General features: G+C 61.8%; 19 protein-coding genes. 11 read left to right on the top strand and 8 right to left on the bottom strand.

Annotated elements, in window-relative coordinates; all coding sequences use genetic code 11:
• Positions 1-141 precede the first annotated feature (141 nt).
• Entirely contained in the window at positions 142-1,623 is a 1,482-nt protein-coding gene (sufB, locus tag AB7828_RS06810) for a Fe-S cluster assembly protein SufB (protein ID WP_093758420.1), read from the bottom strand.
• 108 nt (positions 1,624-1,731) lie between these two features.
• Positions 1,732-2,898, bottom strand: a complete 1,167-nt coding sequence (locus AB7828_RS06815; protein ID WP_441229759.1) for a cysteine desulfurase family protein — start codon at positions 2,896-2,898, stop codon at positions 1,732-1,734.
• 318 nt (positions 2,899-3,216) lie between these two features.
• On the opposite strand from AB7828_RS06815, the gene AB7828_RS06820 reads away from it, so the two are divergent.
• Positions 3,217-3,864, top strand: coding sequence for an alpha/beta hydrolase (locus AB7828_RS06820; protein ID WP_068736626.1), 648 nt, complete (start codon positions 3,217-3,219; stop codon positions 3,862-3,864).
• A gap of 105 nt (positions 3,865-3,969) precedes the next feature.
• Here the strand turns inward: AB7828_RS06820 and AB7828_RS06825 are convergent, their stop codons facing one another.
• Together AB7828_RS06825 and AB7828_RS06830 are read right to left on the bottom strand one after the other, a co-directional pair.
• The gene (locus AB7828_RS06825; protein WP_441229760.1) at positions 3,970-5,496 is read right to left on the bottom strand and encodes a porin; all 1,527 of its coding nucleotides are present in this window, start codon (positions 5,494-5,496) and stop codon (positions 3,970-3,972) included.
• Positions 5,497-5,813: 317 nt separating this feature from the next.
• Positions 5,814-6,923, bottom strand: a complete 1,110-nt coding sequence (locus tag AB7828_RS06830; protein ID WP_441232204.1) for an anhydro-N-acetylmuramic acid kinase — start codon at positions 6,921-6,923, stop codon at positions 5,814-5,816.
• Between the two features lie 156 nt (positions 6,924-7,079).
• Here AB7828_RS06830 and tyrS point away from each other — a divergent pair, with 156 nt between their 5' ends.
• From tyrS to AB7828_RS06850, 4 genes are all read left to right on the top strand, one after another.
• Positions 7,080-8,330, top strand: coding sequence for a tyrosine--tRNA ligase (gene tyrS, locus AB7828_RS06835; protein ID WP_120289408.1), 1,251 nt, complete (start codon positions 7,080-7,082; stop codon positions 8,328-8,330).
• Positions 8,331-8,414: 84 nt separating this feature from the next.
• The gene (locus AB7828_RS06840; protein WP_441229761.1) at positions 8,415-9,632 is read left to right on the top strand and encodes an MFS transporter; all 1,218 of its coding nucleotides are present in this window, start codon (positions 8,415-8,417) and stop codon (positions 9,630-9,632) included.
• A 110-nt stretch (positions 9,633-9,742) separates the two neighbouring features.
• Positions 9,743-11,437: a methyl-accepting chemotaxis protein gene (locus AB7828_RS06845; protein ID WP_120290292.1), complete on the top strand. Its 1,695-nt coding sequence runs from the start codon at positions 9,743-9,745 to the stop codon at positions 11,435-11,437.
• A gap of 185 nt (positions 11,438-11,622) precedes the next feature.
• A complete protein-coding gene (locus AB7828_RS06850) occupies positions 11,623-13,317 on the top strand; it encodes a methyl-accepting chemotaxis protein (RefSeq protein WP_093758414.1) in 1,695 nt (564 codons plus the stop codon).
• A 75-nt stretch (positions 13,318-13,392) separates the two neighbouring features.
• On the opposite strand, the gene AB7828_RS06855 is transcribed toward AB7828_RS06850, so the two are convergent.
• Positions 13,393-14,163 (bottom strand): SDR family NAD(P)-dependent oxidoreductase, encoded by a 771-nt coding sequence (locus tag AB7828_RS06855; protein ID WP_439071821.1) that lies wholly within the window; start codon positions 14,161-14,163, stop codon positions 13,393-13,395.
• A gap of 105 nt (positions 14,164-14,268) precedes the next feature.
• The gene (locus AB7828_RS06860) at positions 14,269-15,492 is read right to left on the bottom strand and encodes an ABC transporter substrate-binding protein (protein WP_089264135.1); all 1,224 of its coding nucleotides are present in this window, start codon (positions 15,490-15,492) and stop codon (positions 14,269-14,271) included.
• Positions 15,493-15,730: 238 nt separating this feature from the next.
• Between AB7828_RS06860 and AB7828_RS06865 the strand changes: the two genes are divergently transcribed.
• A complete protein-coding gene (locus tag AB7828_RS06865; protein WP_175368901.1) occupies positions 15,731-16,474 on the top strand; it encodes an IclR family transcriptional regulator in 744 nt (247 codons plus the stop codon).
• Positions 16,475-16,519: 45 nt separating this feature from the next.
• Here AB7828_RS06865 and AB7828_RS06870 read toward each other — a convergent pair whose 3' ends face one another.
• On the bottom strand, positions 16,520-19,753 hold the full coding sequence (locus tag AB7828_RS06870) for a YhdP family protein (protein ID WP_441229762.1): 3,234 nt from the start codon (positions 19,751-19,753) through the stop codon (positions 16,520-16,522).
• Between AB7828_RS06870 and AB7828_RS06875 the strand changes: the two genes are divergently transcribed.
• The 5 genes from AB7828_RS06875 (at position 19,709) to AB7828_RS06895 (ending at position 25,092) form a co-directional block, all read left to right on the top strand.
• Positions 19,709-20,269, top strand: a complete 561-nt coding sequence (locus AB7828_RS06875) for a hypothetical protein (protein WP_309946059.1) — start codon at positions 19,709-19,711, stop codon at positions 20,267-20,269. The two genes, AB7828_RS06870 and AB7828_RS06875, sit on opposite strands and share 45 nt — an antisense overlap.
• 195 nt (positions 20,270-20,464) lie before the next feature.
• A complete protein-coding gene (locus tag AB7828_RS06880) occupies positions 20,465-20,605 on the top strand; it encodes a hypothetical protein (protein WP_158005733.1) in 141 nt (46 codons plus the stop codon).
• A 20-nt stretch (positions 20,606-20,625) separates the two neighbouring features.
• Positions 20,626-21,420 (top strand): peroxiredoxin, encoded by a 795-nt coding sequence (locus tag AB7828_RS06885; RefSeq protein WP_441229763.1) that lies wholly within the window; start codon positions 20,626-20,628, stop codon positions 21,418-21,420.
• Between the two features lie 91 nt (positions 21,421-21,511).
• Positions 21,512-22,870 carry a M23 family metallopeptidase gene (locus AB7828_RS06890; RefSeq protein ID WP_439077234.1) on the top strand — a complete coding sequence of 453 codons (1,359 nt, stop codon included), beginning with the start codon at positions 21,512-21,514 and terminating at the stop codon, positions 22,868-22,870.
• 74 nt (positions 22,871-22,944) lie between these two features.
• Complete coding sequence (locus AB7828_RS06895; RefSeq protein ID WP_441229764.1) at positions 22,945-25,092, top strand: carbamoyltransferase C-terminal domain-containing protein; 2,148 nt, start codon at positions 22,945-22,947, stop codon at positions 25,090-25,092.
• On the opposite strand, the gene AB7828_RS06900 is transcribed toward AB7828_RS06895, so the two are convergent.
• Positions 25,089-26,069 (bottom strand): tripartite tricarboxylate transporter substrate binding protein, encoded by a 981-nt coding sequence (locus AB7828_RS06900; RefSeq protein ID WP_441229765.1) that lies wholly within the window; start codon positions 26,067-26,069, stop codon positions 25,089-25,091. The two genes, AB7828_RS06895 and AB7828_RS06900, sit on opposite strands and share 4 nt — an antisense overlap.
• Positions 26,070-26,168: the final 99 nt, after the last annotated feature.

Raw genomic sequence — 26,168 nt, forward strand, 5'->3', positions numbered from 1 at the left:
TGATCATCATCGTCATCCTCACCTGAACGCACTTGGGTTCAGCCTGGAGTGCTCGCCATTCGCGGCGAGCCTCTAAGGATGGTTTTCAATTTTGCCGACATCCTGGAAGCGCCGCTGTGCGGGCATCCGCGATGGCGGGACTTAGCCCACCGATCCCTCAAGCGAGATCGAAATCAGCTTCTGCGCTTCCACTGCGAATTCCATCGGCAGCTGCTGCAACACGTCCTTCACGAAACCGTTGACCACGAGACCGACGGCTTCTTCCTGCGACAGGCCGCGCTGGACGCAATAGAACAACACATCTTCGGAGATCTTCGACGTCGTCGCCTCGTGCTCGAACAGCGTCGAGGCGTTCTTCGCCTCGATATACGGCACGGTATGCGCACCGCACTGATCGCCGATCAACAGCGAGTCACAGGCCGTGAAGTTGCGTGCGTTCGTCGCCTTGCGATGCGCGGTGACAAGGCCTCGATAGGTGTTCTGCGACTTGCCGGCAGCGATCCCCTTCGAGATGATCCGGCTCGTCGTGTTCTTTCCGAGATGGATCATCTTGGTGCCGCTATCGACCTGCTGATAGCCGTTCGAAATCGCGATCGAATAGAACTCGCCGCGCGAATTGTCGCCGCGCAGGATGCAGCTCGGATATTTCCAGGTGATGGCAGAGCCGGTCTCGACCTGGGTCCAGGAAATCTTCGAGCGGTCGCCGCGGCAATCACCACGCTTGGTGACGAAATTGTAGATGCCGCCCTTGCCTTCGGAATTGCCGGGGTACCAGTTCTGGACCGTCGAATACTTGATCTCGGCATCGTCATGGGTGACGAGCTCGACGACAGCCGCATGGAGCTGGTTCTCGTCGCGCTGCGGCGCCGTGCAGCCTTCGAGATAGCTGACATAGGCGCCCTTGTCGGCAATGATCAGCGTTCGTTCGAACTGGCCGGTGTTGCGCTCATTGATGCGGAAATAGGTCGACAGCTCCATCGGGCAACGCACGCCCGGCGGCACATAGACGAACGAGCCGTCGGAGAACACGGCCGAGTTCAGCGTGGCATAGAAGTTATCCGAGGTCGGCACGACCGTGCCGAGATACTGCTTCACCAGGTCGGGATGTTCGCGGATGGCTTCCGAGATCGGCATGAAGATCACGCCAGCCTGCTTCAGCTCCTTCTGGAACGTGGTCGCGACCGACACCGAATCGAACACGGCATCGACGGCGATCCTGCGCTCACCTTCCGGACGCACGACTCCTTCCAGCGCCTCGATCTCGCGGAGAGGAATGCCGAGCTTCTTGTAGGTTTCGAGAATTTCAGGATCGATCTCGTCGATCGAGCCAATGGTCTTCTTCGGCTTCGGCGCCGAATAGTAATAGAGATCCTGGAAGTCGATCTTCGGATACTCGACCCGCGCCCACTTCGGCTCTTCCATGGTCAGCCAGCGGCGATACGCCTCAAGACGCCATTCCAGCATCCATGCCGGCTCGTTCTTCTTGGCGGAGATGTAACGAACGGTGTCTTCGGAAAGGCCCTTCGGGGCCTTCTCGGATTCGATGATGGTCTCGAATCCATAACGATATTGATCGACGTCGATCTGGCGAACCCGATCAACGGTCTCTTGTACGGCAGCCATTTTATCCTCCGCTCGCGGTTTCAAGGACCGCGGTGGATCAATCCAGAAACGTGAAACTCAAAGCTTGTCGGGGTTCTTTACGATGTTCCCGCGGGGAAATCACCCCTCTTAGAACCGTTCAAGCTGTGTTTCGTCGCTATGTTTAAGTAGTGTACCCGAGAGCTTTCGCCAAGCCTCCAGGCACCGATCGACGTCCGCTTCGGTGGTCGACCAGCCCAGACTGAGACGCACAGCACCGCGGGTCAGCTCCGGCCCGAAACCCATGGCTTCGAGCACGTGAGACGGCTGTACCTTACCAGAAGAACAGGCCGATCCCGACGATACCGCGATACCTTCGAGATCAAATCCAATTACGGCGGTCTCGGCGCGCAATCCGGGGGCGCCGAACAGGACCGTATTTGGCAGACGCGGCACATCTTGGGCGAACACAAGTCCATTGCTGGATTGCCGCAAGCCCGCCTCAAGCCGCTGACGCAGCTCGTCAACCCGCTTCATATCATCCAGCGACGCGATAGCGGCCGTCACGGCGGCGCCGAAGCCGGCGATTGCGGGCACATTCTCGGTTCCCGCCCGACGCCCCAGTTCCTGCCCGCCGCCGCTGAGCAGCGCATTGAGCCCGGCGACGCCATTGGCCAAGACCAGCGCGCCAATGCCCTTTGGGCCGCCGATCTTGTGCGCAGAAATTGATAGAAGATCAGCCTGCAATAATTTGATATTTGTTGGTATCTTTCCGAACGCTTGCACCGCGTCGACATGCAGCAAGCCGCCGGCGTCATGCACGATGGCCGCAAGCTCAGGAATCGGTTGAAGGGCGCCGGTTTCATTATTGGCCAACATCACGGAAACCAGCGCCGGCTTCCCATCCGCCAGGAGCGCCCTCAACTCATCCGGTTTCACGACGCCATCGCGGTCCACGCCCAGCACCTGGAGGTCTTCCGCGGCGAAGCGCCCGCCCGCGAGCACCGAGGCGTGCTCCACCGCGGAGACGATCAGCCGCCGCACGGCCGCGCCTGGATTGCGCACCAGCCCGGGCGTTAGCGCCAGCACATTGGCTTCGGTTCCGCCTGAGGTGAATATGACGTTTCGCGAATCTGCGCCCAAGGCACCTGCGACCGCCGCACGGGCGTCCTCAACGGTCCGGCGGGCCTGACGGCCCTCGGTATGAACCGATGATGGGTTACCAGCCAAATCCCATGCGGCCACCATCGCCGCCCGCGCCTCAGGGCGTAGCGGTGTCGTCGCATTCCAGTCGAGATAGACCCGGTCTTTGGCCAATTCTGCTTTACCTTGAAGGACTTGGAGCCCTGCTGGCGGCATCGGACGTCGTCCGGTGCCGCGCGCCGTCTCTCTTAGCCCAATTGCTCACCAAATGCGCCCGCGGCAACGCATGTCACGGCCGCGGACACGTTCAATATGCTTGCTTTTCGCCCCTGCGCTCATGGTAGAACGCGGCCTCAACTTCACCCGGTGCCGCCCGCCATCAACCTGACGGTGCCCGATCGCCCTTTCCTCGCAGGGTCCCCTCCGAGCCATTCTCGCCGAGCCCTGCGCGAAACCGGCTGATCACGCCAAGAACGGGACCTAAGGATCACTATGCCCGAAGTTATTTTTACCGGTCCCGCAGGCCGTATTGAAGGCCGCTATCATCCGGCCAAGCAGAAGAACGCGCCGATCGCCATGGTGCTGCATCCGCATCCGCAATTCGCGGGCACGATGAACCACCAGATCGTCTACCAATGCTATTACGCCTTCGTGCATCGCGGCTTCTCGGTGCTGCGCTTTAACTTCCGCGGCGTCGGCCGCAGCCAGGGCTCGTTCGACCATGGCACCGGCGAGTTGTCGGATGCAGCGGCAGCGCTCGACTGGGCACAGACGATCAATCCCGAAGCGCGCGCATGCTGGGTTGCCGGTTTCTCGTTTGGCGCCTGGATCGGCATGCAACTCCTGATGCGCCGCCCCGAGGTCGAAGGCTTCATCTCGATCGCGCCGCCGGCCAATCTCTATGATTTCTCGTTCCTCGCACCCTGCCCGTCCTCGGGCCTGATCGTGCACGGCGAGAAGGATGCGGTCGTGCCGCCGAAGGACGTCAACACGCTGGTCGAGAAGCTGAAGACCCAAAAGGGCATCGTGATCGATCAGCACATCATTCCGGGTGCCAATCACTTCTTCGATAACAAGCTCGAGCCGCTGATGGAATCGGTCACCGGCTATCTCGACATGCGCCTCGCCAACGTACGCTAAGGCGTCGATCGGCCTCACGCCGGCCGCTTCATGTCAACCTAACAAAAAGCCCTCGGCCGGATCGGCCGAGGGCTTTTCAGTTTCAGTTTTAGGTCCTGATCGGGATCAGAACGAGCGCAGGATCTGGACCGAGCCGTTGTAAAGATTCTGATCCTTGATCTGGTAGGCCTGATTGGGCTTGCCACTTGCCGTGCCGGTATAGGTGCCGTCGAGATTCTGATCGAGGCGGCTATAGGTGAATTCAGCCGACAGGGTCAGGTTCTTGACGGGGGTCCATGCAGTACGTGTACCGACTTGGGCAATTCCGAAATCAAAATTGTTGGTCGTGCCAGTAATGCTGCCAGCCGTAGAGCCCGGGTTGGACGAACTGCTCGTTCCCAGGCGACCGCCGGCCGGGCTGAATGCCGCGGCGAGCATCGCGTTGCCGGCATCGCCATAGGAGATATGGCTGTAGTTGCCGAACACCGAGGTGCGCCATGCCGTGTTCCAGTAGTGCTCATAGAAGGCACTGACTTCCCAGGCATCACTCTGCTGGATCGAGCTTCCCGGTGAATACACACCATCGAGCACGTAGCCGAAGCCAACCGTGTTGCCATCGAATTTGGCAAAACGACCGCCGCCGGAGGTTTCGAGCGAGCCGCCGGTGAAGGCGTAACGCGCGGCGCCCTTGGCATAAGACGCTTCGATCTTCAGGCTGTCGTTTGCACCGGTTGGCAGGACCTTGAATTCCACCGCGCCGCTGACGGCAAAGCCGTAGACATCGTCAGGATGCCCGAAGGATTCATTTGCCCCGTAGAAGCCGGCCGTCGACGTGTGCATGGCCGCAGCGAAATGCAGCGAGCCCCACTTCTGATCGAGCCGAAGGTTGCCGACGACATCAGGAATATGGTTGCCGCCCGTGGCGTTGCCGAAGAACGTGTTCGAATTGGTGCCGTAGAAGGCACCGGTGAACGACCCCGCGCCCGGCGCGACGATGAAGTTTGCGGTGTTGTAGAGGCCGGCATTGCGATAGGGCGACGCATTCTCGAGCGCGATGGTGCCCGAGAAGCCGTTGCCGAATTCAGCTGTGTAAGCGATTTGGGGAATGCCGGTCGTATTGCTCGAACCCGCAAGGAAGCCCGATGAGATCCAGGGTTTGGTCAGCGCCCATTGCGGATCGAAATTCGAGACAGCCTTACCGAAGGTGAAGCCGGCGAACTGGATGAATGCGAAATCCACTTCCGTGAAGCCGCCGGCGATGCTGTCGCGGTTCTGCGTGAAGTCGAGCTGCATGTTCGCATAGGTACGCACCACGCCGTATTCGGACGCCGTGCGCGTATCGGTCGTAATGTTGATACGTTCGCGTGTGAGGAAGTTATCCTTGGTCCAGAGATTGTTGCCACCGGCGCCGCCCTGCCAGAACGGCGCGTCGTACGGGCCACCGTTAAAAGTCGTATCGAGGCGGATCGCGCCGCCGATCTTGATGCAGGTGTCGGTGCCCGGGATGTAGTAGAAGCCGGCACCGTAGATCGAGCAGATCTTCACATATTCGACAGCCTTGGCCTTCACCGGAAGGTCCGCCGCCTGGGCGGTGCTCGCTGCCAGCAACGCTGCTGCGGAACCAAGTATCATTTGCTTCATCATGGTGATCATGTCGCCTCCGTACCGATCGTATCGGCACGCGCGATTGCCCCGGGCGTGCCATTCATGAGGCAGAGTTGTGGAAGATCATGTTGCGAAACAATGCGCGCGGTCGATTGTCGCAGCATCATTTTTCGGCTGTGTGCTTTCGGCAACATAATCGGCAAGCCGCGGCATTTCCGTACCGAACTTATCACGAGATTTAATGATGCCATCACGCATCCGTGTCCGCGGCAGCTTGCCGACTACCACAGGCATCGACGCCGTTATTCGCGATCAACCTGATTCGTTGAGTGAGTCGAATCGCCTTAGCTATGACGAACTTCGCACTAGCTCGCGAGGCAGTCCGCTCTCACACCGCCCGTCATCGGCTCCGGCACACCAGTCGTTGCCGGATAGCTCAACGGCAAGCCCGCAAGCGAGCGCGCCGCCAGGAACGCGAAGGCCTGCGCTTCCATCGCATCGGCCGACCAGCCCAGGTCATTCGCACTCTCGACGCTAGCGGCCGGCAATCGCTCCCGCAGCATGCGCAGCATCGTCGGATTGCGTGCGCCGCCGCCGGCGATGATCCAGCTGCGCGGCGGCTTCGGTAACAGCGGCGCAATGCTGGCGATGGTCGCCGCGGTGAACGCCGTCAGTGTCGCTGCACCATCAGCCGGACTCGTATCGCTCAGTTGCAATGCAACGAAGTGATTGCGATCAAGCGACTTCGGCGGCGCTGCCGCAAAGAACGGATTCTGCAACCCCTTTGCGACCCACGCATCATCGACGCGGCCCTGCGCCGCCAATGCGCCATCCGCATCGAACGGCTGCCCCGTTGCACGCAACACGAAATCATCGAGCAGTGCATTGCCCGGACCGGTGTCGCAGGCAATCAACGCGATGTCGCCATCAATGTAAGTCACATTGGACACGCCGCCGATATTGACCACGGCAATGGGCCCGTCACGATGCAGTCCCTGCGCCAACGCACGGTGATAGACCGGCACCAGCGGCGCTCCCTGCCCGCCCGCAGCCACATCAGCCGCTCGCAGGTCGTGGATCACCGGCAGGCCGACCATCCCGGCAAGGCTCGCCCCGTCGCCAATCTGCACGGTAAGTCGATCGGCGGGACGATGCAGCACGGTCTGGCCGTGAAAGCCGACAATGTCGATGCTGTCTCGTGCGATGCCATGATCAGTCAGAAACGCCTCGACGGCCTCGGCATGGGCCGATGTCACCACCCGCTCCGCCTCGGCCAGACTGCCCGGCCTAATATCGCGCCGGCTCAGTTGCACGGCCTCAGCCAGCGCCTGGCGCAACACGGCACGCTCAGCCTCGCTATATGGCCGATACCCCGACGGACCAAACGACCCGACCCGTTCGCCATCGGTCTCGATCAGGGCGACATCGACCCCGTCCAGCGAGGTTCCGCTCATTAGTCCGATCGCGGTCAGCATATCAGGCACACGGCAAAGCCCTCATTTCCGGTCAAAACTTGTGTCGAAGCGTCCAATCTTATAATGCCACAGGCACTTTGGGGCAGCCAGCACGCCCCCACCTTGCCGCCAATCCATTGAGACAGCGTAAAATTATCCGAACCGAGCCGTAAACCGATGACCAGCTACAAGTCCGATTTTCTCAACGTCCTCCAGAGCCGCGGCCTGATCCATCAGGTCTCGGATGCCGAGGCGCTGGACGCCGCCTGCTGCAAAGGACCGGTCACGGCTTATGTGGGCTATGACGCCACGGCGACCAGTCTGCATATCGGCAATCTGATCTCGGTGACCATGTTGTACTGGTTTCAGCAGACCGGCCACCGCCCGATCACGCTGATGGGCGGCGGTACCTCGATGGTCGGCGACCCGTCGTTCCGGGACGACCAGCGGCAACTGCTGACGGTCGAGAAGATCGCGGAGAACATCGAAGGCATCAAGAAAATCTTCGGCAAGATGCTGACCTATGGCGACGGCCCGACCGACGCACTGATGGTCAACAATGCGGACTGGCTGCTGAAGCTGAACTATGTCGAATTCCTGCGCGACGTCGGCCGCCACTTCTCGGTCAATCGTATGTTGTCCTTCGACAGCGTGAAGCTGCGCCTCGACCGCGACCAGTCGCTGTCCTTCCTCGAATTCAACTACATGATCATGCAGGGCTACGACTTCGTCGAGCTCAACCGCCGCTACGGCACGCTGCTGCAGATGGGCGGCTCCGACCAGTGGGGCAACATCATCAATGGCGTCGATCTCAGCCACCGCATGGGCGGCCCGCAGCTCTACGCGCTGACAACGCCGCTGCTCACCAAGTCATCTGGCGAGAAGATGGGCAAGTCGGCCTCCGGCGCCGTCTGGCTCAACGGTGACCTCTTCAGCCCCTACGACTTCTGGCAGTACTTCCGCAACACCGAAGATGCAGACGTCGGCCGTTTCCTCAAGGTCTTCACACGCCTGCCCCTCGACGAAATCGCCAAGCTCGCCGCCTTGAGCGGTTCGGAGATCAACGAGGCGAAGAAGATTCTCGCCACCGAAGCGACGGCCGTGGTGCACGGTCGCGATGCAGCAAATGCCGCTGCGGAGACGGCACGCAAGACCTTCGAGGAAGGCGCGCTCGCCGACAGCTTGCCGACCGTCAATATTCCGCAAGCTGAACTTGAAGCAGGCATCGGTGTCCTCGCGGCCTTCGTCAATGCCGGTTTCGTCGCGTCGAACGGCGAAGCGCGGCGGCAGATCAAGGGCGGTGGCTTGCGCGTCAACGATGTTGCGGTCACCGACGAAAAGATGATGCTGACTCCCGCGCTGCTGACGGAAGGCGTCATCAAGCTCTCGCTCGGGAAGAAGCGGCACATCCTGCTCAAGCCTGCATAGCCACATTCATCCAGCGCACTTGTTCATGCACGGTGAAACGCGCTCCATGGCGCAGCTGTCGCAAACGCCGTGAAGAAGAGCCAGATGGATTTGAAGTCGTCGCAACGCATCGGACTATCGGTCCTCGGCCTCAGCTTCACCTTTGCGCTGTTCGGCCGGGGACTGCAGGAGAGTTTCTCGGTCTTCCTGCTGCCGATTTCACAATCATTCGGCTGGGACCGTAGCGAAGTCGTTTCGATCTATTCGTTGACGGCGCTGTGCGTCGGCCTGTCATCTCCATTGATCGGCCGGCTGTTCGATCGCTCGGGGCCGCGCACGGTATTCGTCGTCGGCCTTTCGGTCCTTGGACTTTCGTTGCTGGCCGCCGCCTATGCCCAGCACCTGTGGCAGTTTCAGCTCGCCCTCGGTGCCTGTTTCGGCTTTGCCGTCGCCTGCATCGGCAACGTCCCGAATGCGCTGCTGCTGGGACGCTGGTTCGGCAAGCGACTGCCGCTGGCAATGTCGGTTTTCTATTCCGCCACCGGCGCAGGCGTCCTGGTGATGCTGCCGCTTGCCCAGCTTCTGATCGATCACATCGAGTGGCGTGGCGCCTACCGCACCTTCGGCATGATCGCGCTGGCCCTGCTGGTACCCACCATATTGCTACCTTGGCGTAAGATCAGCGCGGGGTCGCCGCATCTCGATAAATCGGAGAAGCACGACGACATCCTCGACGAAGGATGGACACTGGTCGGCGCCATGCGCCATCACGCATTCTGGGCGCTATTCGGCACATTCTTCTTCACTGCCATCGGCATGTTTGCAATCACGCCGCAAGTGGTCGCCTATCTCGTCGATGTCGGCTTCCCGCCTCTGCAAGCAGCGACGGCTTGGGGCTTCAGCGGCATAGCGCTGCTGTTCGGCATGATCGGCGTCAGCTGGCTCGACGGCGTAATCGGTCGACGGCCGTCGATCCTGTTCAGTTATTCAATGTCGATCCTCGGCATCGTGATGCTGTGGCTGCTGCAATGGTATCCGAACTACGCGCTGCTCACCGGCTTCGTCGTCTGCTTCGGCAGCATGATCGGATCGCGCGGCCCGCTGCTGTCAGCGACCGCCATGAAGATCTTTCGCGGCAAACGGATGGGCACCATTTATGGGACGATCACCTTCGGCAGCGGGCTCGGAGCGGCACTTGGCTCATGGACCGGCGGCCTGCTGCATGACTGGACCCAAAGCTATAACGCGCTGCTCGCCTTTGCCTTGATCAGCGTCGTGATCGGCATGATCCCGTTTCTCGTCGTCCCTGCATTGCGCCGCTAAATCGCTACACGCGCGTTCGCGCAGCGAACTCGTTGAGTTTGTCAGCTTTCACGATTGGTAAGCGACTCGCTGGTATCTCTTTGCCAGTAGTGCTCCGATCAGAGGTCGACATGAGTTTGCTTAGCCGTTTCACCATTCGCACCAAGCTCACCAGCATGGTGCTGGTCTCTGCTGCGTCTATTTGCGCCATCATCGCGGTGGCCGCTTCGCTGAGCCAGAAGCGCATGCAGCAAGACCGCATGGAGCAGCTTCACACTGCCGTCGATCTGATGGTCGGCATGGCCGACAGCATGCAGGAAGAAATTGCAGCCGGAAAGATCACCCTGGCTGACGCCCAGATGCGCTATCGCCAGCTCGCCCGCAACATGACCTTCGGCAACAAGCAGGGCTATCTCGTGGCCTACAGGCCCGACGGCGTCCTGTTGGTAAATGCCGGTAATCCGAAGTTGGAAGACAAGAACACGGGCGCCAAGGATTCCAACGGCATTCTGATCTCAAGGGCCATCATCGACGCCGCACGCCAGACCGCAAATGGCGGCAGCACTTACTATCTCTATCCGCGTCCCGGCCAGACCGAGCCGACCGCCAAAATGGTCTTTGCTCGTTACTATGCCCCATGGGATATCACCTTCAGCACCGGCCTTTATATCGATGACCTCGACGCCGACGTGAATGCTCTCCTCGTCCGCCTCGGCTCGCTCGGCGCCGGCGTCCTTGCTGTGATGGCATTGCTGTCCTTTCTGATGGCCAGCGACATCCTGAGCGCACTCCGCCGGCTGCAGGCTCGTATGCACGCGATTGCCAATGGCGCGCTCGATGAGAATGTCGGCGAAACCGATCGCGGTGACGAAATCGGCCGCATGGCCGAAACGCTGGAAATGCTGCGCCAGACCTCGCTGACCGCCCGCTCCCTCGAAGCCGAGCAGGCCAAGTTGAAACAGATGAGTGAAGCCGAGAAGCGCGATGCGCTGATTGCCCTCGCCGATCGTTTCGACTCCTCTGTCGGTCAGTTGGTCGGCCTGATGGCGTCCGGTTCCACCGAGCTCGAAGCCACCGCGCAGTCGATGAGTGGCACTGCCGCCCGCACCAATGACCAAGCCGGCATCGTCAACACTGCCGCCTTGCAAGCCAGCACCCGCGTGCAGACGGTCGCCGCCGCCGCCGAGGAGCTGTCATCGTCAATCGCCGAGATCGCGCGTCAGATGGCGCAGTCGGCCAAGATCACCACCCACGCCGTCGACAGCGCCCGCCGCACCGACACCATCGTGCGTGCCCTCGCCGACGGTGCTCAGCAGATCGAGCATGTCGTCGAACTGATCTCCACCATCGCCGGCCAGACCAACCTACTGGCGCTGAACGCAACGATCGAAGCAGCCCGTGCAGGCGATGCAGGTCGCGGCTTCGCCGTCGTGGCGACCGAAGTGAAGAGCCTCGCCGGCCAGACCGCCGACGCCACCAAGGAAATCAGCACCCGCATCGCGCAGATCCAGAGTGCGACCAAGGAAGCTGTCGACGCGATCCAGGGCATCACCGCCACCATCGAGGAAGTCAGCGCCATCGCCACCACGATCGGCTCTGCGATCGAGGAGCAAGGTGCCGCGACCGCAGAGATCGCCCGCAACGTCACCCAGACCGCGCAGGCGACGCAGGACGTCACCACCAATATTGGCGGCGTCAGCGCTGCCGCGCATGAGACCGGCGACGCTGCCGGCATGGTGCTCAACGCCGCTTCCGGCCTATCGAAGCAGGCCGAGCAATTGTCTGGCGAAGTCACGACATTCCTCGCCGGCGTGCGGGCTGCCTAAGCATGACGAACTAAACCCCATTAAATGAAAGGCGCAGTCAGCAATGACTGCGCCTTTTTCATTTCAGGACCTGACGAAGCGACGCATGCTGAACTCGCTTCAAGATGCGCATTGCAACCCGTGATTTACCATTGGTAAGCAGGTTGACGGTATTATTGTCTGGTCACTCTCACGCCGAGGTCCAGATGAGTCTGCTCAGTAACTTCACGATCCGCACCAAGCTCGTCAGCATGGTCGCGGTCTCTGCCATTGCGGTCTGCGCCGTCATCGCGGTCGCCGCTTCGCTTAGTCAGAAGCGGATGATGGAGGATCGGATTTTGCAGCTCCGCACCGCCGTCGATCTCGTCACTGGCCTCGCGCAATCGCTCCAGGACGAAGTTGAAGCGGGCAAGATGAAGCTGCCGGAAGCTGAAGATCAGCTTCGCCTGCGCAGCCGACGCATGTTGTTCGACAAGGGACAGGGCTACGTGCTCGCCTATCGCGCCGACTCCACCGTGATGGTCCACGGCACGCTTCCGAAACTCGAAGGCACCATCACCAACGGCAAGGATTCCAACGGCGTCCTGATCGCCTCCGCCGTCATCGCCGCCGCCAACAGCAAGCCTGAAGGTGCAACCGCGACCTATCTGTATCCACGTCCTGGACAGGATGAGCCTCGGCCGAAAGTCGTGTTCGCGCGCAAATTTGCGCCGTGGAACGTCGTCATCAGCATCGGCGTCTATGTGGACGACCTCGATGCCGACATGAATGCGCTGCTGATGCGCCTCGGCGCTATCGGTGCTGGCGTCCTCGCGCTGATGGCGCTGTTGTCCTGGCTCATTTCCAGCGACATCCTCGGTGCACTTCGCCGGTTGCAGTCACGCATGCATGACATCGCCAACGGAGCGCTCGACGCCAAGGTCGAGGAAACCGATCGCGGCGACGAAATCGGCCGCATGGCGGAAACGCTGGAAATGCTTCGGCAGACCTCACTCACGGCACGGTCTCTCGAAGCCGAGCAGTCCAAGCTGAAGCAGATGAGTGAAGCCGAGAAGCGCGAGGCGTTGATCGCCCTTGCCAATCGCTTCGACGCATCCGTCGGCCAGCTTGTCGGACTGATGGCATCGGGGTCGACCGAGCTCGAAGCCACCGCACAGTCCATGACGGGCACAGCCGATCGCACCAACCAGCAGGCCACCATGGTCAGCTCGGCTGCGACCGAAGCCAGCACACGCGTTCAGACAGTCGCATCTGCCGCCGAAGAACTGTCGTCGTCGATCACCGAGATCGCCCGCCAGATGGCCCAGTCCGCCAAGATCACGTCGCACGCGGTGGATAGCGCACGCCGCACCGATACCATCGTGCGGGCGCTGGCGGATGGCGCACAGCAGATCGAACATGTCGTCGAGCTGATCCAAACCATCGCCGCCCAGACCAACCTCCTCGCTCTGAACGCCACCATCGAAGCTGCACGCGCTGGCGATGCCGGCCGCGGCTTCGCGGTGGTCGCCACCGAAGTGAAGAGCCTCGCCGGGCAGACCGCCGATGCCACCAAGGAGATCAGCACGCGCATCGCGCAAATCCAGAGCGCGACCAAGGAAGCCGTCGATGCCATCCAGGGCATCACCGCCACGATCGAAGAAGTCAGCGCCATCGCCACCACGATCGGCTCTGCCATCGAGGAGCAAGGTACGGCGACTGCGGAAATTGCTCGCAACGTGACGCAGACGGCGCAGGCGACCCAGAACGTCACCACCAATATCGGCGGTGTCAGCTCGGCAGCGCACGAGACCGGCAACGCTGCGGGCATGGTGCTGAGTGCGGCAACCGGCCTGTCGAAACAGGCCGAGCAACTGTCCGGCGAAGTCAAAACCTTCCTCGCCGGCGTTCGCGCCGCCTGACGCAGATATCCCTCAAGCACGAAGGGCGCGGTCAGCAATGACTGCGCCCTTTGCTATTTTAGGGGTGACTGCCGATCAACGCGCGGTGAAGCCGCCGTCCACTGGCAGCGCAACGCCCGTGATAAAGGAAGCATCGTCCGAACCGAGCCACAGCGCGGCATGCGCCACATCCTCGGCCTTGCAGAGACGGCCCATGGGCACCGCCGCCAAAAGCTTGGCCTCGTTGGCCGCAGCTTCCGCTGCGACGCCCGAGCGGCCGGTGAAACCGAGCTTCATCGGCGTATCCGCAAGACCCGGGCAGATCACGTTGACGCGGACGCCTTCGGGCGCGAATGCCTGTGCCAGCGACTTGGTGAGGCCGACCACAGCGAACTTAGCAGCCGAATAGATCGGGCTCATCATGGAGCCGACAATGCCCGACACCGACGAGGTGAAGATCACCGAGCCGCCGCCGCGCTTGCGCATGTGCTTGATCACTTCGCCGGCCGCCAGCGTCGCCGAGGTGACGTTGAGCGCCATCGCAAATTCATAGGCCGTGAGGTCGAGATTCTCGACGCCGGCCGGACCCGGCGTGCCGGCATGGGCCCAGAGGATATCGATGCCGCCGAGCGCGGCAGCCGCGTCGTTGATTGAACTCTTCATCTGTTCGGTCTTCGACAGATCGGCCTGGATGGTGGTGAGCTCATAACCCAGCTTCTTCATGTCGGATTTGAGCTGCGCGAGCGCGTCCGCATTGACGTCAATGGCGGCGACCTTGGCGCCTTCCTTGAGGAACAGTTCGACGCCGGCGCGTCCCATGCCCGATGCAGCAGCGGTGACGGCGGCGAGTTTATTGGCGAGACGCATTCTGTTGTCCTTGTGATGGTTTTGATATCGCGGTTCAGAAAAAGAAAAACGCGCAGCGCGGGGTCACCGACATCTGCGCGTTCTCATCGTTCGTTGCTGCAGCCGTTACTTGATCAGCGGGCAACCGCCGTCCTTGAGCGGACGGAAGGCCGTGTCGGCCGGGATCGTCGCCAAAACATTGTAATAATCGTACGGCTTCTTCGACTCAGCGGGCTTCTTGACCTGGAGCAGATACATGTCGTGCAGCACGCGGCCGTCTTCACGCAGCGTGGTCTTGCCGAACAGCGGATCGTCGAACGTACCCATCTCGCGGATCGCCTTCACGACCGCCGCGCCATCCTTCGGCGAGCCAACCTTGGCGACCGCCTTCAGATAGGTGAGCGACGCCGAATAAGCGCCGGCCTGGTTCATACTGGGATAGCGACCGTTGTTGCGCTTGGCGAACCGCTCGCCAAAGGTGCGGGTCTGCTCGTTCAGATCCCAGTAGAAGCCCTCAGTGAGCTGCAGGCCCTGCGCCGTGTTGAGACCGAGAGAGTGGATATCCGAAATGAACATCAGCATGCCGGCGAGCTTCTGGCCCGCCTGCACGATACCGAATTCAGACGCCTGCTTGATCGCCTTGATGGTATCGCCGCCGGCATTCGCCAGTGCGATGACCTCGGCCTTGGAGGCCTGCGCCTGCAGCAGATAGGACGCGAAATCGTTAGAATCGGTCGGGTGCTTGATGCTGCCGAGCACCTTGCCACCATTGGCATTGATGACGGCTGTAGCATCACGCTCTAGCGAAGCGCCCAGCGCGAAGTCGACAGTAAGGAAGAACCAGCTCTTGCCGCCGGCCTTGGTCATGGCGTCGGCCGTACCGTGCGCCAGTGCCCAGGTGTCATAGGTCCAATGCACCGAGTTCGGCGTGCAGGCCTTGCCCGTCAGGTCCGACGTGCCTGATGCCGTGAACAGCGCGACCTTGTTGAGCTCCGCCGTGAGCGGCGCGACAGCCAGCGAGGTGGCGCTGGTCGGAATGTCGACGAGGACGTCGACGCCTTCGGTCTCGTACCACTTGCGCGCGATGTTGCGCGCGATGTCCGGCTTGTTCTGCGGATCGCCCTGGATCACCTCGACCTTGAACTTGTCGGCGCCCGGAAGCTTGTTGAAATCCTCGACAGCCATCTTGGTGGCGTCGAACGAACCCATACCGCCGATATCAGAGAAAATGCCGGACATGTCGGCGAGGACGCCGAGCTTCACCGGCGTCTGTGCCGACGCCATCTGCGCGGACAGCAATCCGAGCGACAGCGCCACGGCTGACACGGCAACAGTATTGCGAATGGTCATCTATTCCTCCCCTGACAAATTCCATGATTCATCTGGCAAGACGCCAGCCCAGCGATCACGTGAATAATTCTTGTTTATGAATTTATAAGACCTATACGTGAATTGTAAGTCAAGACCAGCGTTGTCGATGTGGATGGCTTTCAAAGCCATTTCAGCGATACAGAGGCCAACCAGACCGTGCGGAAACGCGGACAGTTCGCCATTCGTGGCGTGCCCAAATGGAAGAACGAGAATTTCAATGCTGGTCAGACAAGCTGCCAACGTCCTGGAACTGATGGAGTATTTCGCCCGGCGCAAACGCCCCGCGACGCTGGCCGAAATTTCGGACGACCTCGGCTGGCCACGCTCCAGTACGTTCAATCTCGTCGGCACCATCGCCGACAAAGGCTGGCTCTATGAGCCCCGTGCGCGCAACGGCTACTATCCCAGCCCCCGCTGGCTAATGCTTGCCCGCGCTGTCGCAGATGCCGAGCCGCTCCCGGACGCGGCCCATGCGCTGGTGACCGAAATCGCCGACCAGACCGGCGAAACGACCGGCGTCGCCGCCCTCGCCGGAACGTCAGCAATCTTCCTAGATGTCGTCGAGTCCACGCATTCGGTGCGCTACTTCGCGCAGATAGGCGACCGCGTTCCGGTCCATGCGAGTTCGGTGGGCCGCGCCATTCTCGAGCAGCATTCGCCCGAGGAACGCAAGGCGATCTATCGCAAGATCAAGTTCGAAGCCTTCTCCCATACGACACCGACAACGGCAGAGGCGATCGAGGACGAACTCAGAGAGGCGGCCGAGCGCGGTTATCAGCAGAGTTCATCGGAATATATCGCTGACCTTGCGGGCGTCGCCGTGCCCTTGCCGGTGCAACATCGCCGGTTGTCGCTGGTGGTTGCCGGTCCGACGTCGCGCTGCCTGACACGGCGTCCCGAAACGGCAGCCATCATCCAGAAGCTGATACAGAGATTCGCATCCGAACTCGCGTCAAGCTAAGCCCCGCCCAATGCGGCGAGCACTGCGCTTGAGCCACAGACGTCGTTAGTTGCTGTTGTTGTTCTGGTTCGGGAATTCGACCGAATTGTTCTGCTTGCCGGTGCCGAATTCGAAGATCTTGCGGAACACGCCCGGTGCCATGGCCGAAATCGGATTGACGCGCAGCACCGGCGCACCGGGCGTACCGACGACTTCGTAAGTGACGCCGATCAAGCCTTCATTGCTGCCGCCGCCGAGAAACAGTCCGACAATCGGAATCTGGCCGAACATGTTGTTCAGCCCATACATCGGCACAAAGGTGCCGCTCATCCGAACCTGGTTGAGCGGGTAATCGATGCTGCCTTCGATGGTCGCACCGACGGTCGGGCCTTTGACAACGCCGTCCCGAATGGTGAGCTGGCCGTTCTGCCGTGTGAACTCGGCACGCAACCGCGAGAACGCGACGCTGCTCTGCGCCGCGTTCTGCCCGCCTCCGGCAACACTGGCCAGTTGCGCCTCGCCCTTGACATTGAAGTCACGGATGTTGATCAGGCCTTCCTTGGCGCGGGCGTCCGACGATGGCGGATCCATTGCCAGTGCGAGCTGCCCCCCCGACATCTTGGAATAGGTATCGGTCGCGCGCAGGAAGGCGCCGGCATCGTTGGTCTCGATATAGATGACGTCACGGCCGGCACCCTGGGAGCGTCCGCGCATATCGCCCGTCAGCGGTGTGTCGCGTCCAAGCTTTCCGCTCAGGGAGAATTTCTGGATCGTACCGTTGCGCCGCGAAATCTTGGCATCGACACTGCGAACCGCCTCGCCGTAGTAACCGGCAACGGCGCCGAGCTTCACATCAATATCGAAGTCGACCGACTTGGTTTTGCTCTTGGGATCCCCATCCTTGCCGGAAATCGCCGATTTCAGGAAGCCGCGGCCGTCGAACACGTCGCCACGCATCGTGACTTTCAATACGCCATCCGGACCACGGTCTGCCTTCAACGACGTCTTGTCGCCTTCGGACGGCGAATAAGTCGGGAAATTCACACCGACGAGGTCACCGTTCTGATCGACTTCGACGGAGCCCTTGATCGAAGCCCCACCGCCATCGACGACGATATCTTCCAGACGCGTTGTGTCGCCCTTCTTCACGACGTTGAAGACAGCGCGAGCGCTCTTGCCGGGCAGCTTCATCCAGCCCGGCAGGATGTTGTCGAGCTTCAACGGCGTCAGATCGGCGTCGACCCCGAGCTTGCTGTCACGGTCCCCGGAGCCAATCTTGCCGACAACCTTGATCGGGAGATTGCCGACCACCGCCGGTCCGAGGTCCACACCGAGCCGCGCGCGGCTTGCATCGTCGAGCGTCGCGTTGAGACGCACATCGGCATCGCCATCGGTCGGCTTGCGATAGTCGAGCGATGCCGCCTGCCCGTTGATCTTGACGTCACCCTTGACCTGATAACCCTGATTGTTCGCTGTGACCTTCAGCGAATTGGCTTCGAGCTTCTGGTTCATCACCAGCTTGTCGGCGGAAAATGCCGTCAGATCCGCGGTGATGTTGTAGGTCGTATCGGCCTTGGTCAGTTCGTGCTGGATAGGCATGCCCATGGCGACCTGAGCGGTCACATTGCCCTTTGTGGTCGCCGGGTCGAGCATGTTGCCGGTGACTTCGCTCAGACGGTTGGAGTTGAGGACATCGGCCACCGCCGCCACCGGTCCCTCCAGTTTGAAACGCACGCGAGCTGGCGATGGCTTCGGCGCCATATCCGGAACTTCGAACACGATATCGCTGAGATTGAGCTTGCGTCCGCCCGCGGTCTCGGAGTTTGCCTGACCGATGCTCACGGTCGCGGTCCGTCCTGTGACGCGCGCGCGCAGATCGCCGTCGCGGATCACCGGCATGCCATCCACCGGACGTAGCGCGACCCCATTGGCGAGGATCTTCACCGACAGCCCCTCATCGGGGATTGGCGGCCCGCGCCGTGTCAGGTTCTTGGTCGGCGAATTGACCCCGATCTCGATGCTCTGAAGCTGCCCGCCCTCGATGCGTTCGGTGACCCATTCGCGCACTTCAGGCACGATCAGGATTGGCCACATGCGCTTGAGCGCCGAGGCGGACATCGGCGTTCCCGCAAAGCCGAGGGTCATGCGCGGCTCGCCGGCGTAGTCGATACTGCCTGTGCCGGCGACGCCGATCTCGCCGTTGCTGATATTCGCCCGCGTCAGCAAAACCCGGCGGTTGTCGGAATCGAAACGCAAGCCGATGTCGATGCTGTTGAAGATCAGCGGCGCTTCACCCGGACCTCCACCCAATACGATGGTGCCGCCGCTGATCCCTGCCTGCCACGAGTCGGTCGCGCCATTGGGTGGCTCGACATGGGCAAGCGAAGTGACGCGGTTCTCGCCGGACACGAACTTGAACGGCGCCAGCAGCACACGGCGGCCGGCATCCCACTCGACGCTCAGCTCCGCCTGATCGATCGGCATCGGATAATCCGGCGTGTCATTATCGATGATGTTGCCGGCGCCTGCAGTGAGCTTGCCGCGGAAATAGGTCGGGAGGCCGTCGCGCCCAATTTCGCCCCTCAACTCACCGGTCAACGGCAGATCGGCGCTGTAAGTCAGATCCTTCATGCGCAGCGCGAGCAGGATATTCCGGGTCGAGACCTTGTCGGCCCGCAGACTGACCGCACGCACGCCATTGGCTGGCGCACCGACTGTGACGCCGAGTGTCCATGGGGCCTTGCCGCCTTCGCCCACTGTCATCATGACGCCGCCGCCGCTCGGTCGGCGCAGGGTCAGGCTGATATTGTTGAAGTCCCACGTATTGCCGCGCTGCTGGTCATCAACCACCAGCTTGCCGTTCTTCAGGCCGATCTCGTTGAGGTTCTGTCCGTCGAGGCCCGACAGGGTCAGGCTGTCGAGCCAATCGAGACCCGCAAGCAAGCCGGTGGATGCCTCGCGCTTGTCAGCAGGGGGCTGCGGAATCTGGACCACCGGCGGCTGCGGCTGCCGCGGGAAGGTCAGTTCCGGTTGTCTGCCCGGACCGAGCCACGACCCTGGTGTGCGCGGCGATGCGACACCCGTCGCAATCGGGCGAGCATTCTCGCCTGTCGACACGGTCACCTGCCCATCCGGCGTAATGCGCACAGCCAGCACGACATCGACCAGGTTGAGGCTTTCGGCGCGCAAGCGGCCCATCATCATGGCAGCAGCGGAGAGCCGGACTTCGGCCTTCGGAGCACTGGCCACGACGGCGTGATCACGATCGCGGACGACGATGTCGCGGATACGCACAGCCATCCGGACCCGCCCGGCGCGTTCGATCTGCGTGCCGCCAACTTCGACCGTATTACCCTGCCCGATATTGTCCTGGATCGCCTCGACCAGCCACGGTGTGGCCATGTCGAAATTGATCGGGCCTGCGCCCAGCCGGACCCACAAGGCGCCAAAGCAAACGCCAAAAATAATCAGAAGGATGCCGAGAACAGCCGCGATCCGCTTGACCCATCGACCGCCGAACAGCCAATCGCGAACCGCAACGAGTCGATCGCCGAAACGGTGCCAGCCACTATCTTTCTTGGACAGCAAGCGGCGTGCACGGTGATGCCCGGCCTCGTCATGCTGATGATCCCAATCGGCATCATCCCATTGCAAGGACTCGTCATCGGCGCGCGATCGATACGCTTGTGGCGGCTTATTTCTGGCCATTGCCTCTCGGTGCTGGCGCTGACTATGAGAATGATCGTCACCGGCCCTTCGCGCATCGACAACCGACGAGCGCTTTTCTGCCGGCATCGCTGCCAATCCTCGGTTTGAATTATAACTCGTCGTGCGGTCGTTGCGGCGCCCCTATGGCGCACGGAACGTGTGTTGCGTCGAATCCTTTGTAACCATACTCCGAGACCAGCATATTTGGGCCAGCGCATTTGCACCGCAACGTGCCGCCACCCGATCGCCGGTGCTTTGCAATGTCATCACACTGAGCCGCTGAAAGCGACGAAAGGAAGGCGTATGTCCAAGAAATCGCGCAAGAATCCCTCGAAACGAGCCATCTGTACAGTGGCAGAAAACGCATCGGGCGCGAAAGCCGGATTGACGCTGGAAACTGCGGCCAAGCGCCTCGTCGGGCGCGCCGCGCAATTGAACCGCTGAACGCGAAGAAAGGAACATCCATGGCCAAGAAAGCCAGCAAGAAACCCGCCAAGGCCGCCGCCAAGAAAACGGCCAAGACTGCTTCTCCCTCGAAGGCGAAGAAGCCTGCCAAGGCTGCGACAAAGTCCCCAGCCAAAAAGGCTGCCGCCAAGCAAGCCAAGCCTGTGGCGAAAGCCGTGTCCAAGGCACTAGCCAAGCCAGCCGCCAAAGTCGCGAAGGCTCCTGTCGCCAAAAAGGCTCCAGCGACTAAGATGATCGCCGCGAAGGCGTCGCCCAAAGCAGTTGCGAAGCCTGCGCCTCCCTCCGTGGCGGCACCGAAAGCAACTCGCGAGAAAATCGCACCGGCGCCTAGTGTCGCAGCCGAGGGAGCCAAGGCTCCGGCCTTCCAGTTGCCCCGCGATGGCGGCGCCACGGTCTCACTGTCGGACTATGCCGGCCAGAAGCTCGTGATCTTCTTCTACCCCCGCGCCAGCACGCCGGGCTGCACCAAGGAAGCCATCGACTTCACCCGCCTGTCCGCCGACTTTCAGGCAGCCAACGCCGCCGTGCTTGGCGTCTCGGCCGACCCGCTAAAGGCTCAGGAGTCGTTCCGCGACAAGTTCGCGCTGGGAGTTCCGCTGCTGTCGGATGCGACACAATCGATGCTGAAAGCCTATGGCGCCTGGGGCGAGAAATCCATGTACGGCAAGACCTTCGAAGGCGTTCTTCGCACCACGGTTTTGATCGATGCAAAAGGCAACGTTGCGAAGATCTGGCACAGCGTCAAAGTGGACGGACACGCAGACGCGGTGCTCGAAGAGGCACGTCGGATTTGATCAATGTCATTTGCTCAAAATTAACCATGAAGGGCTCAAATCGCCTCCGTTGAGCCAGCCGACGAGTCTCCGGCTGGCATCAGGAGTGCTGATGTCGAACCGCCCTACCCAATATGCCGAGTACCCTCAGCACCACGCACATGACCATGGACGGCCACAGGCGCGCCGCGTCGGGCCGGTCAAGGCGCCGCCCCCGAAAGCCAATCAAAGCGACTATACGATTGCTCATGGCGGCAAGCAGGTCCGCATCGGGCCTGTGGTGTTCTGGATCGTCGTCGGCACGGTGACCGTGCTGGGAGCATGGTCTGCGGCCACAGCCACTTACTTTGCCTTTCGCGACGACGTGCTGACCAAGCTCATCGCGCGCCAGGCGGACATGCAATATGCCTACGAAGATCGCATCGCCGAACTCCGCGCCAAGATCGACCGTACCACCAGCCGCCAGATGCTGGACCAGGAGCAGTTCGACCAGAAGCTCGATCAGGTCATGCGCCGGCAGACCACGCTGGAATCGCGCGCCACGGCGCTCGGCACCATGCCCGATCTGTCTGTTACAGGTTCGATCGGCAAGCCGCCGGCCCGTGGCGCCGCGATCGAGCCTACGACATCGATCCCCAAGCCGTCGCCGATCAGCGACACGGTGACCTTCGTGGCGCCGCCGGATCGCGAAGCGCGGCTTGAGTCTCGCACGCCTGCGCTCACCGCCCAGCAACCTAACCAGTTCGCCAAACTCGGCGGCGTCGACAATGTGATTGGTCGTCTACAGGCCTCGCTCGATCAGGTCGAGAGCCGCCAGATTGCGACACTCGCCGCGGCTGAAGAATCCATGGACTCCAAGGTTCGCCGCATGCGTGGCGCGATTTCGGACCTCGGGCTGAATATGGCGAAACTCGAATCCGCCACACCGCGCGCGCCCATGGGCGGCCCGTTTGTGCCGGTCAAATTGTCATCGAGCGCGGATCCGTTCGAACGCCAGCTCTACCGCATCCACGTGACCCGCGCGCAGATGGACAAGCTCAACCGGACGATGGCGCTGGTGCCCTATCGCAAGCCCGTCGTCGGCGAAGTCGAATTCACCTCAGGCTTTGGCGTGCGCAGCGATCCGTTCCTCGGCCGCCCCGCAATGCATACGGGCCTCGATTTCCGCGGCGCCACGGGCGACCCGATCCGCGCCACGGCCAACGGCCGCGTCGTTTCCGCGGCCTATGCCGGCGGTTACGGCCGCATGGTCGAGATCGACCATGGCAACGGATTGTCGACCCGCTACGGCCATATGTCCGTGATCAACGTCAAGGTCGGCGATATCATCAAGATCGGCCAGGTGATCGGCCAAGTGGGCTCGACCGGCCGCTCCACCGGTCCGCATCTGCACTATGAAACCCGGATTGACGGCGAGGCCGTCGACCCGCAGAAATTTCTCCGTGCCGGCGTGCGCCTCAACGCAGGCTAATTGCAGCATGCGGGGCATTGTTGCCCTGCCCCTGATGTGATTGAAGCGGGTCTCCGTCAATCCGAGGCAGCCCGTTGAAATCCCCCCGACGCATCGGTCCCCGTTTCCCCCGCCTCGGCCGGTTCTGTTTCCGCGCCACACGACGGGTCGCGACCTGGGCGATGACGCTGGCAGGTTTTCACGCCAACGACTCCCATTTCACGGTCCGTCGCATCGTAGAGATCCGCGCCAAGCTTGCGTGCGGTGAGACGGTTCTGCTCGCCGGCCTCGGACTGCCCGGCACGCACAATTCGGGCGTGGCGCTGGTCGAAGTCACGCAGGCTCTCGGCCCGCGCCTCATCGTCAACAACGAAGAAGAACGCTTCTCGGGCGACAAGCACACTACGCAATATCCCCGCGCAGCACTCGATGCGATGCGCGTCACGCTGCAGGCGATGGGCCGTGACGTCGCCGATATCGATGCATGGCTGACGACCTGGGACTATCCCGATCTGCTCGGCACCCTGGTGCGAAGCATCGTCGAAGAACTGCCCGACGGATTGAAGCTGCTGCGCACCAAGAACTCCGTCAGCTTCGACGCACGGCGCCTCGAGCAGATGACGCGGACCCCGAAGCTGCTCCGCAAGCAATTCGGCCTGCCCGCGCGTGTCCCGCTGCTGATGGTGCCCCATCACGACAACCACGCCTGGTTCTCCTTTGCCGCATCGCCCTTCCCCGATGACGAACCGGTCGCGATCGCCGTGCTGGATGGTACAGGGGATCTGGGCTCGGTCTCCCTATATGTCACCAAGCATGGCGAGATGCAGCGGCTCTATTGCAATAACAGCGTCTTCGACTCCTTGGGTGCGTTCTACAGCGTCATCTCGTCGACCCAGGGCGGCTGGACTTGGCTCTCCAGCGAGGGCCGCTATATGGGCGCGGCCGCCTGGGGCGACATGGATCGCGCCAGCAATCCGTATTACGCACGCTTGCGCGAGGTGCTGCATTTCGGTGCTAATGGTGAGATCCAACTCAACCGCGCCATGGGCAACTGGTACTGCGACCCGTTCGAGGCGCCTTATAAGTCCGCATTGATCAAGATTCTCGGCGAGCCGCTCAAACCAGATCAGCTCTGGAATCCGGACGCCGTGCTGCGCGTCGAAGATATCCAGCACCGGCCGGATACGCAGGACCGTCTCGATAAAGCGGCAGCGACGCAGCTTGTGTTCGAGGACGCGATGAAGCACGTCGTCGATCATCTACTGCGCACCACCGGCGCGCATCGGCTGGTGCTCACCGGCGGCGTGGCGCTGAACGCGCTCGGCAACATGCGACTGCTGCAGCATTTCGACGAGAACTGGTTCAAGCAGACTCAGGGGCGTGCAAAACGACTGCATCTCTGGATCCCGCCGACGCCCGGCGATCCCGGTGTGACTATCGGCGCGGCCTGGATGTTCGCGCATCTCATCGGCGCGCCACGCGGCGCCGCGATGACGCACGCTTTCTATTGCGGTGATGCGCCGACGCAGGGCGACATCACCGCGGCACTGCAGGCTGATGACATCAAGACACAGACAATCGGCAATATCTCAACGCCTGAGGGCTGCGATGCAATTGCCGACCTGATGGCCTTCATGGTCGCGCAGAATGGTATCATCGCGCTCTATCAGGGCGCGGCGGAGACCGGCCCACGTGCGCTCGGCCATCGCTCGATCCTCGCCAATCCCTGCGACGCCGGTACGCGCGAACGGCTCAATGAACGCGTGAAATATCGCGAGGCGATCCGCCCGTTGGCGCCGATGGCGACACTTGACGCGGCGCACGAGTATTTCGATTTGCTGGAAGGCGCGTCTGACGCGAACTACAACGCCTACAATTACATGGTGCTGACGGCGCAATCGAAGCCTCATGCACGGGAGAGAATTCCGGCCGTTATCCATGCCGATGGCACCGGCCGTATCCAGATCGTCCGCGCCGAGGACGATCCACTAACCTATGCCTATCTCAAGGCGCTCGGTCGCCATATCGGCGTTGAGCTCTCGGTGAATACCTCATTCAACGTCGCTGGCCCGATCGCACAGACGCCGCAGCAGGCCGTAGAGACCCTGCGCCGTTCGGCGGGTCTCGACGTGGTGCTGATGGTTGCGAGCGACGGTCAGATGACTGCCGCCTGGCATGGCGGCACCCGCGACAGCGGCCGCTTCACGGCCTGGCTGTCGGAGTGGACGCGCAGCCGCAATTAGACCTTGCCGATCTTCCTTGCGACGGCAACCAGACGCGCACTGTCCTTCGCCACGAACGCCGCGAACTCTTCCGAGTCCTGATAGGCGGGCATGTTGCCGGCAGCCTCGAATGTCTTCGTGACTTCCGGATCGCTCATCGCCTGCTTCATGGTCTCGCGCAATTTGGTCACGACAGGAGCTGGCATTCCCTTCGGCGCGAACAGGCCGGCCCAGATGTAGAACTCGACATCGGAATAGCCCAGTTCCTTGAACGTCGGCAGATTCGGGAAGGCAGCGAGGCGTTCACCGCCGAAGTTCGCGAGAACACGCAGTGTCCCGGCATCGACATGCTGCTTGAGCGTGCCCGGCGCCGAGGCCAGCGCCTGGATTTGGCCGCCCAGGAGATCGCTGATCGCAGGCGTTGCGCCGCGATAAGGGACGTGGAGCAGCTTGATGCCAGCGGCGATCGCAAACATCTCCATCGAGACGTGCAACGTACCGAACGGGCCCGACGATCCGTATGATATCGCTCCGGGTCGCGCCTTGGCGTCGGCGACGAATTCCTGAATCGTTTTCCAGGGCGCGCTGGCCGGCACCGCGAACAGGGTCGGATCCGCGAGCACGCGCGCGACCGGTTGCAATTGGTCGACCTCATAGGCGACCGGCCGGTCATAGATGCGATCCGACTCGGGCAGAACCGCAAGCGACGACAGCGTCATCAGCAGCGTATGCCCGTCAGGCTGCGCGCGGGCAACGGTCGCGTTGCCGAGCGAGCCGCCAGCGCCACTGCGGTTGTCGATGATGACCGGCTTGCCGAGGACCTTCTGCATATAGCTCGCGACCGGACGCGCGGCGATGTCGGCCTGCCCGCCAGCCGGAAATGGCACGACCATGGTGATGTTGCGGCTCGGCCAGGCTTCCTGCGCGCTTACACCCTGACCGGTCAAAGCGAGCGTCGACAAGCCCCCGAGGCCGGCAATGAAGTCACGACGTTTCATATTTGTCTCCCGTTTTGTTTTTGAGCAACTCATTGGTTTCAGTCGCATCCAGGGGACGACGCACCATCTCGGGAGACAGCGCCTGGCGCCCTGGAGCTC

The sequence above is a fragment of the Tardiphaga sp. 215_C5_N2_1 genome (assembly GCF_052076055.1).
In the GTDB taxonomy this organism is placed as follows: domain Bacteria; phylum Pseudomonadota; class Alphaproteobacteria; order Rhizobiales; family Xanthobacteraceae; genus Tardiphaga; species Tardiphaga robiniae.

Bases quoted from the DNA above. Each gene is read 5' to 3' on its own strand.
- AB7828_RS06850 (WP_093758414.1), top strand. From the start codon at position 11,623: ATGAGTCTGCTCAGTAACTTCACGATCCGCACCAAGCTCGTCAGCATG.
- tyrS (WP_120289408.1), top strand. From the start codon at position 7,080: ATGACCAGCTACAAGTCCGATTTTCTCAACGTCCTCCAGAGCCGCGGC.
- AB7828_RS06865 (WP_175368901.1), top strand. From the start codon at position 15,731: ATGCTGGTCAGACAAGCTGCCAACGTCCTGGAACTGATGGAGTATTTC.
- AB7828_RS06880 (WP_158005733.1), top strand. From the start codon at position 20,465: ATGTCCAAGAAATCGCGCAAGAATCCCTCGAAACGAGCCATCTGTACA.
- AB7828_RS06845 (WP_120290292.1), top strand. From the start codon at position 9,743: ATGAGTTTGCTTAGCCGTTTCACCATTCGCACCAAGCTCACCAGCATG.
- AB7828_RS06855 (WP_439071821.1), bottom strand. From the start codon at position 14,163: ATGCGTCTCGCCAATAAACTCGCCGCCGTCACCGCTGCTGCATCGGGC.
- AB7828_RS06840 (WP_441229761.1), top strand. From the start codon at position 8,415: ATGGATTTGAAGTCGTCGCAACGCATCGGACTATCGGTCCTCGGCCTC.
- AB7828_RS06900 (WP_441229765.1), bottom strand. From the start codon at position 26,069: ATGAAACGTCGTGACTTCATTGCCGGCCTCGGGGGCTTGTCGACGCTC.
- AB7828_RS06860 (WP_089264135.1), bottom strand. From the start codon at position 15,492: ATGACCATTCGCAATACTGTTGCCGTGTCAGCCGTGGCGCTGTCGCTC.
- sufB (WP_093758420.1), bottom strand. From the start codon at position 1,623: ATGGCTGCCGTACAAGAGACCGTTGATCGGGTTCGCCAGATCGACGTC.
- AB7828_RS06885 (WP_441229763.1), top strand. From the start codon at position 20,626: ATGGCCAAGAAAGCCAGCAAGAAACCCGCCAAGGCCGCCGCCAAGAAA.
- AB7828_RS06825 (WP_441229760.1), bottom strand. From the start codon at position 5,496: ATGATCACCATGATGAAGCAAATGATACTTGGTTCCGCAGCAGCGTTG.
- AB7828_RS06830 (WP_441232204.1), bottom strand. From the start codon at position 6,923: ATGCTGACCGCGATCGGACTAATGAGCGGAACCTCGCTGGACGGGGTC.
- AB7828_RS06890 (WP_439077234.1), top strand. From the start codon at position 21,512: ATGTCGAACCGCCCTACCCAATATGCCGAGTACCCTCAGCACCACGCA.
- AB7828_RS06870 (WP_441229762.1), bottom strand. From the start codon at position 19,753: ATGGCTGTGCGTATCCGCGACATCGTCGTCCGCGATCGTGATCACGCC.
- AB7828_RS06820 (WP_068736626.1), top strand. From the start codon at position 3,217: ATGCCCGAAGTTATTTTTACCGGTCCCGCAGGCCGTATTGAAGGCCGC.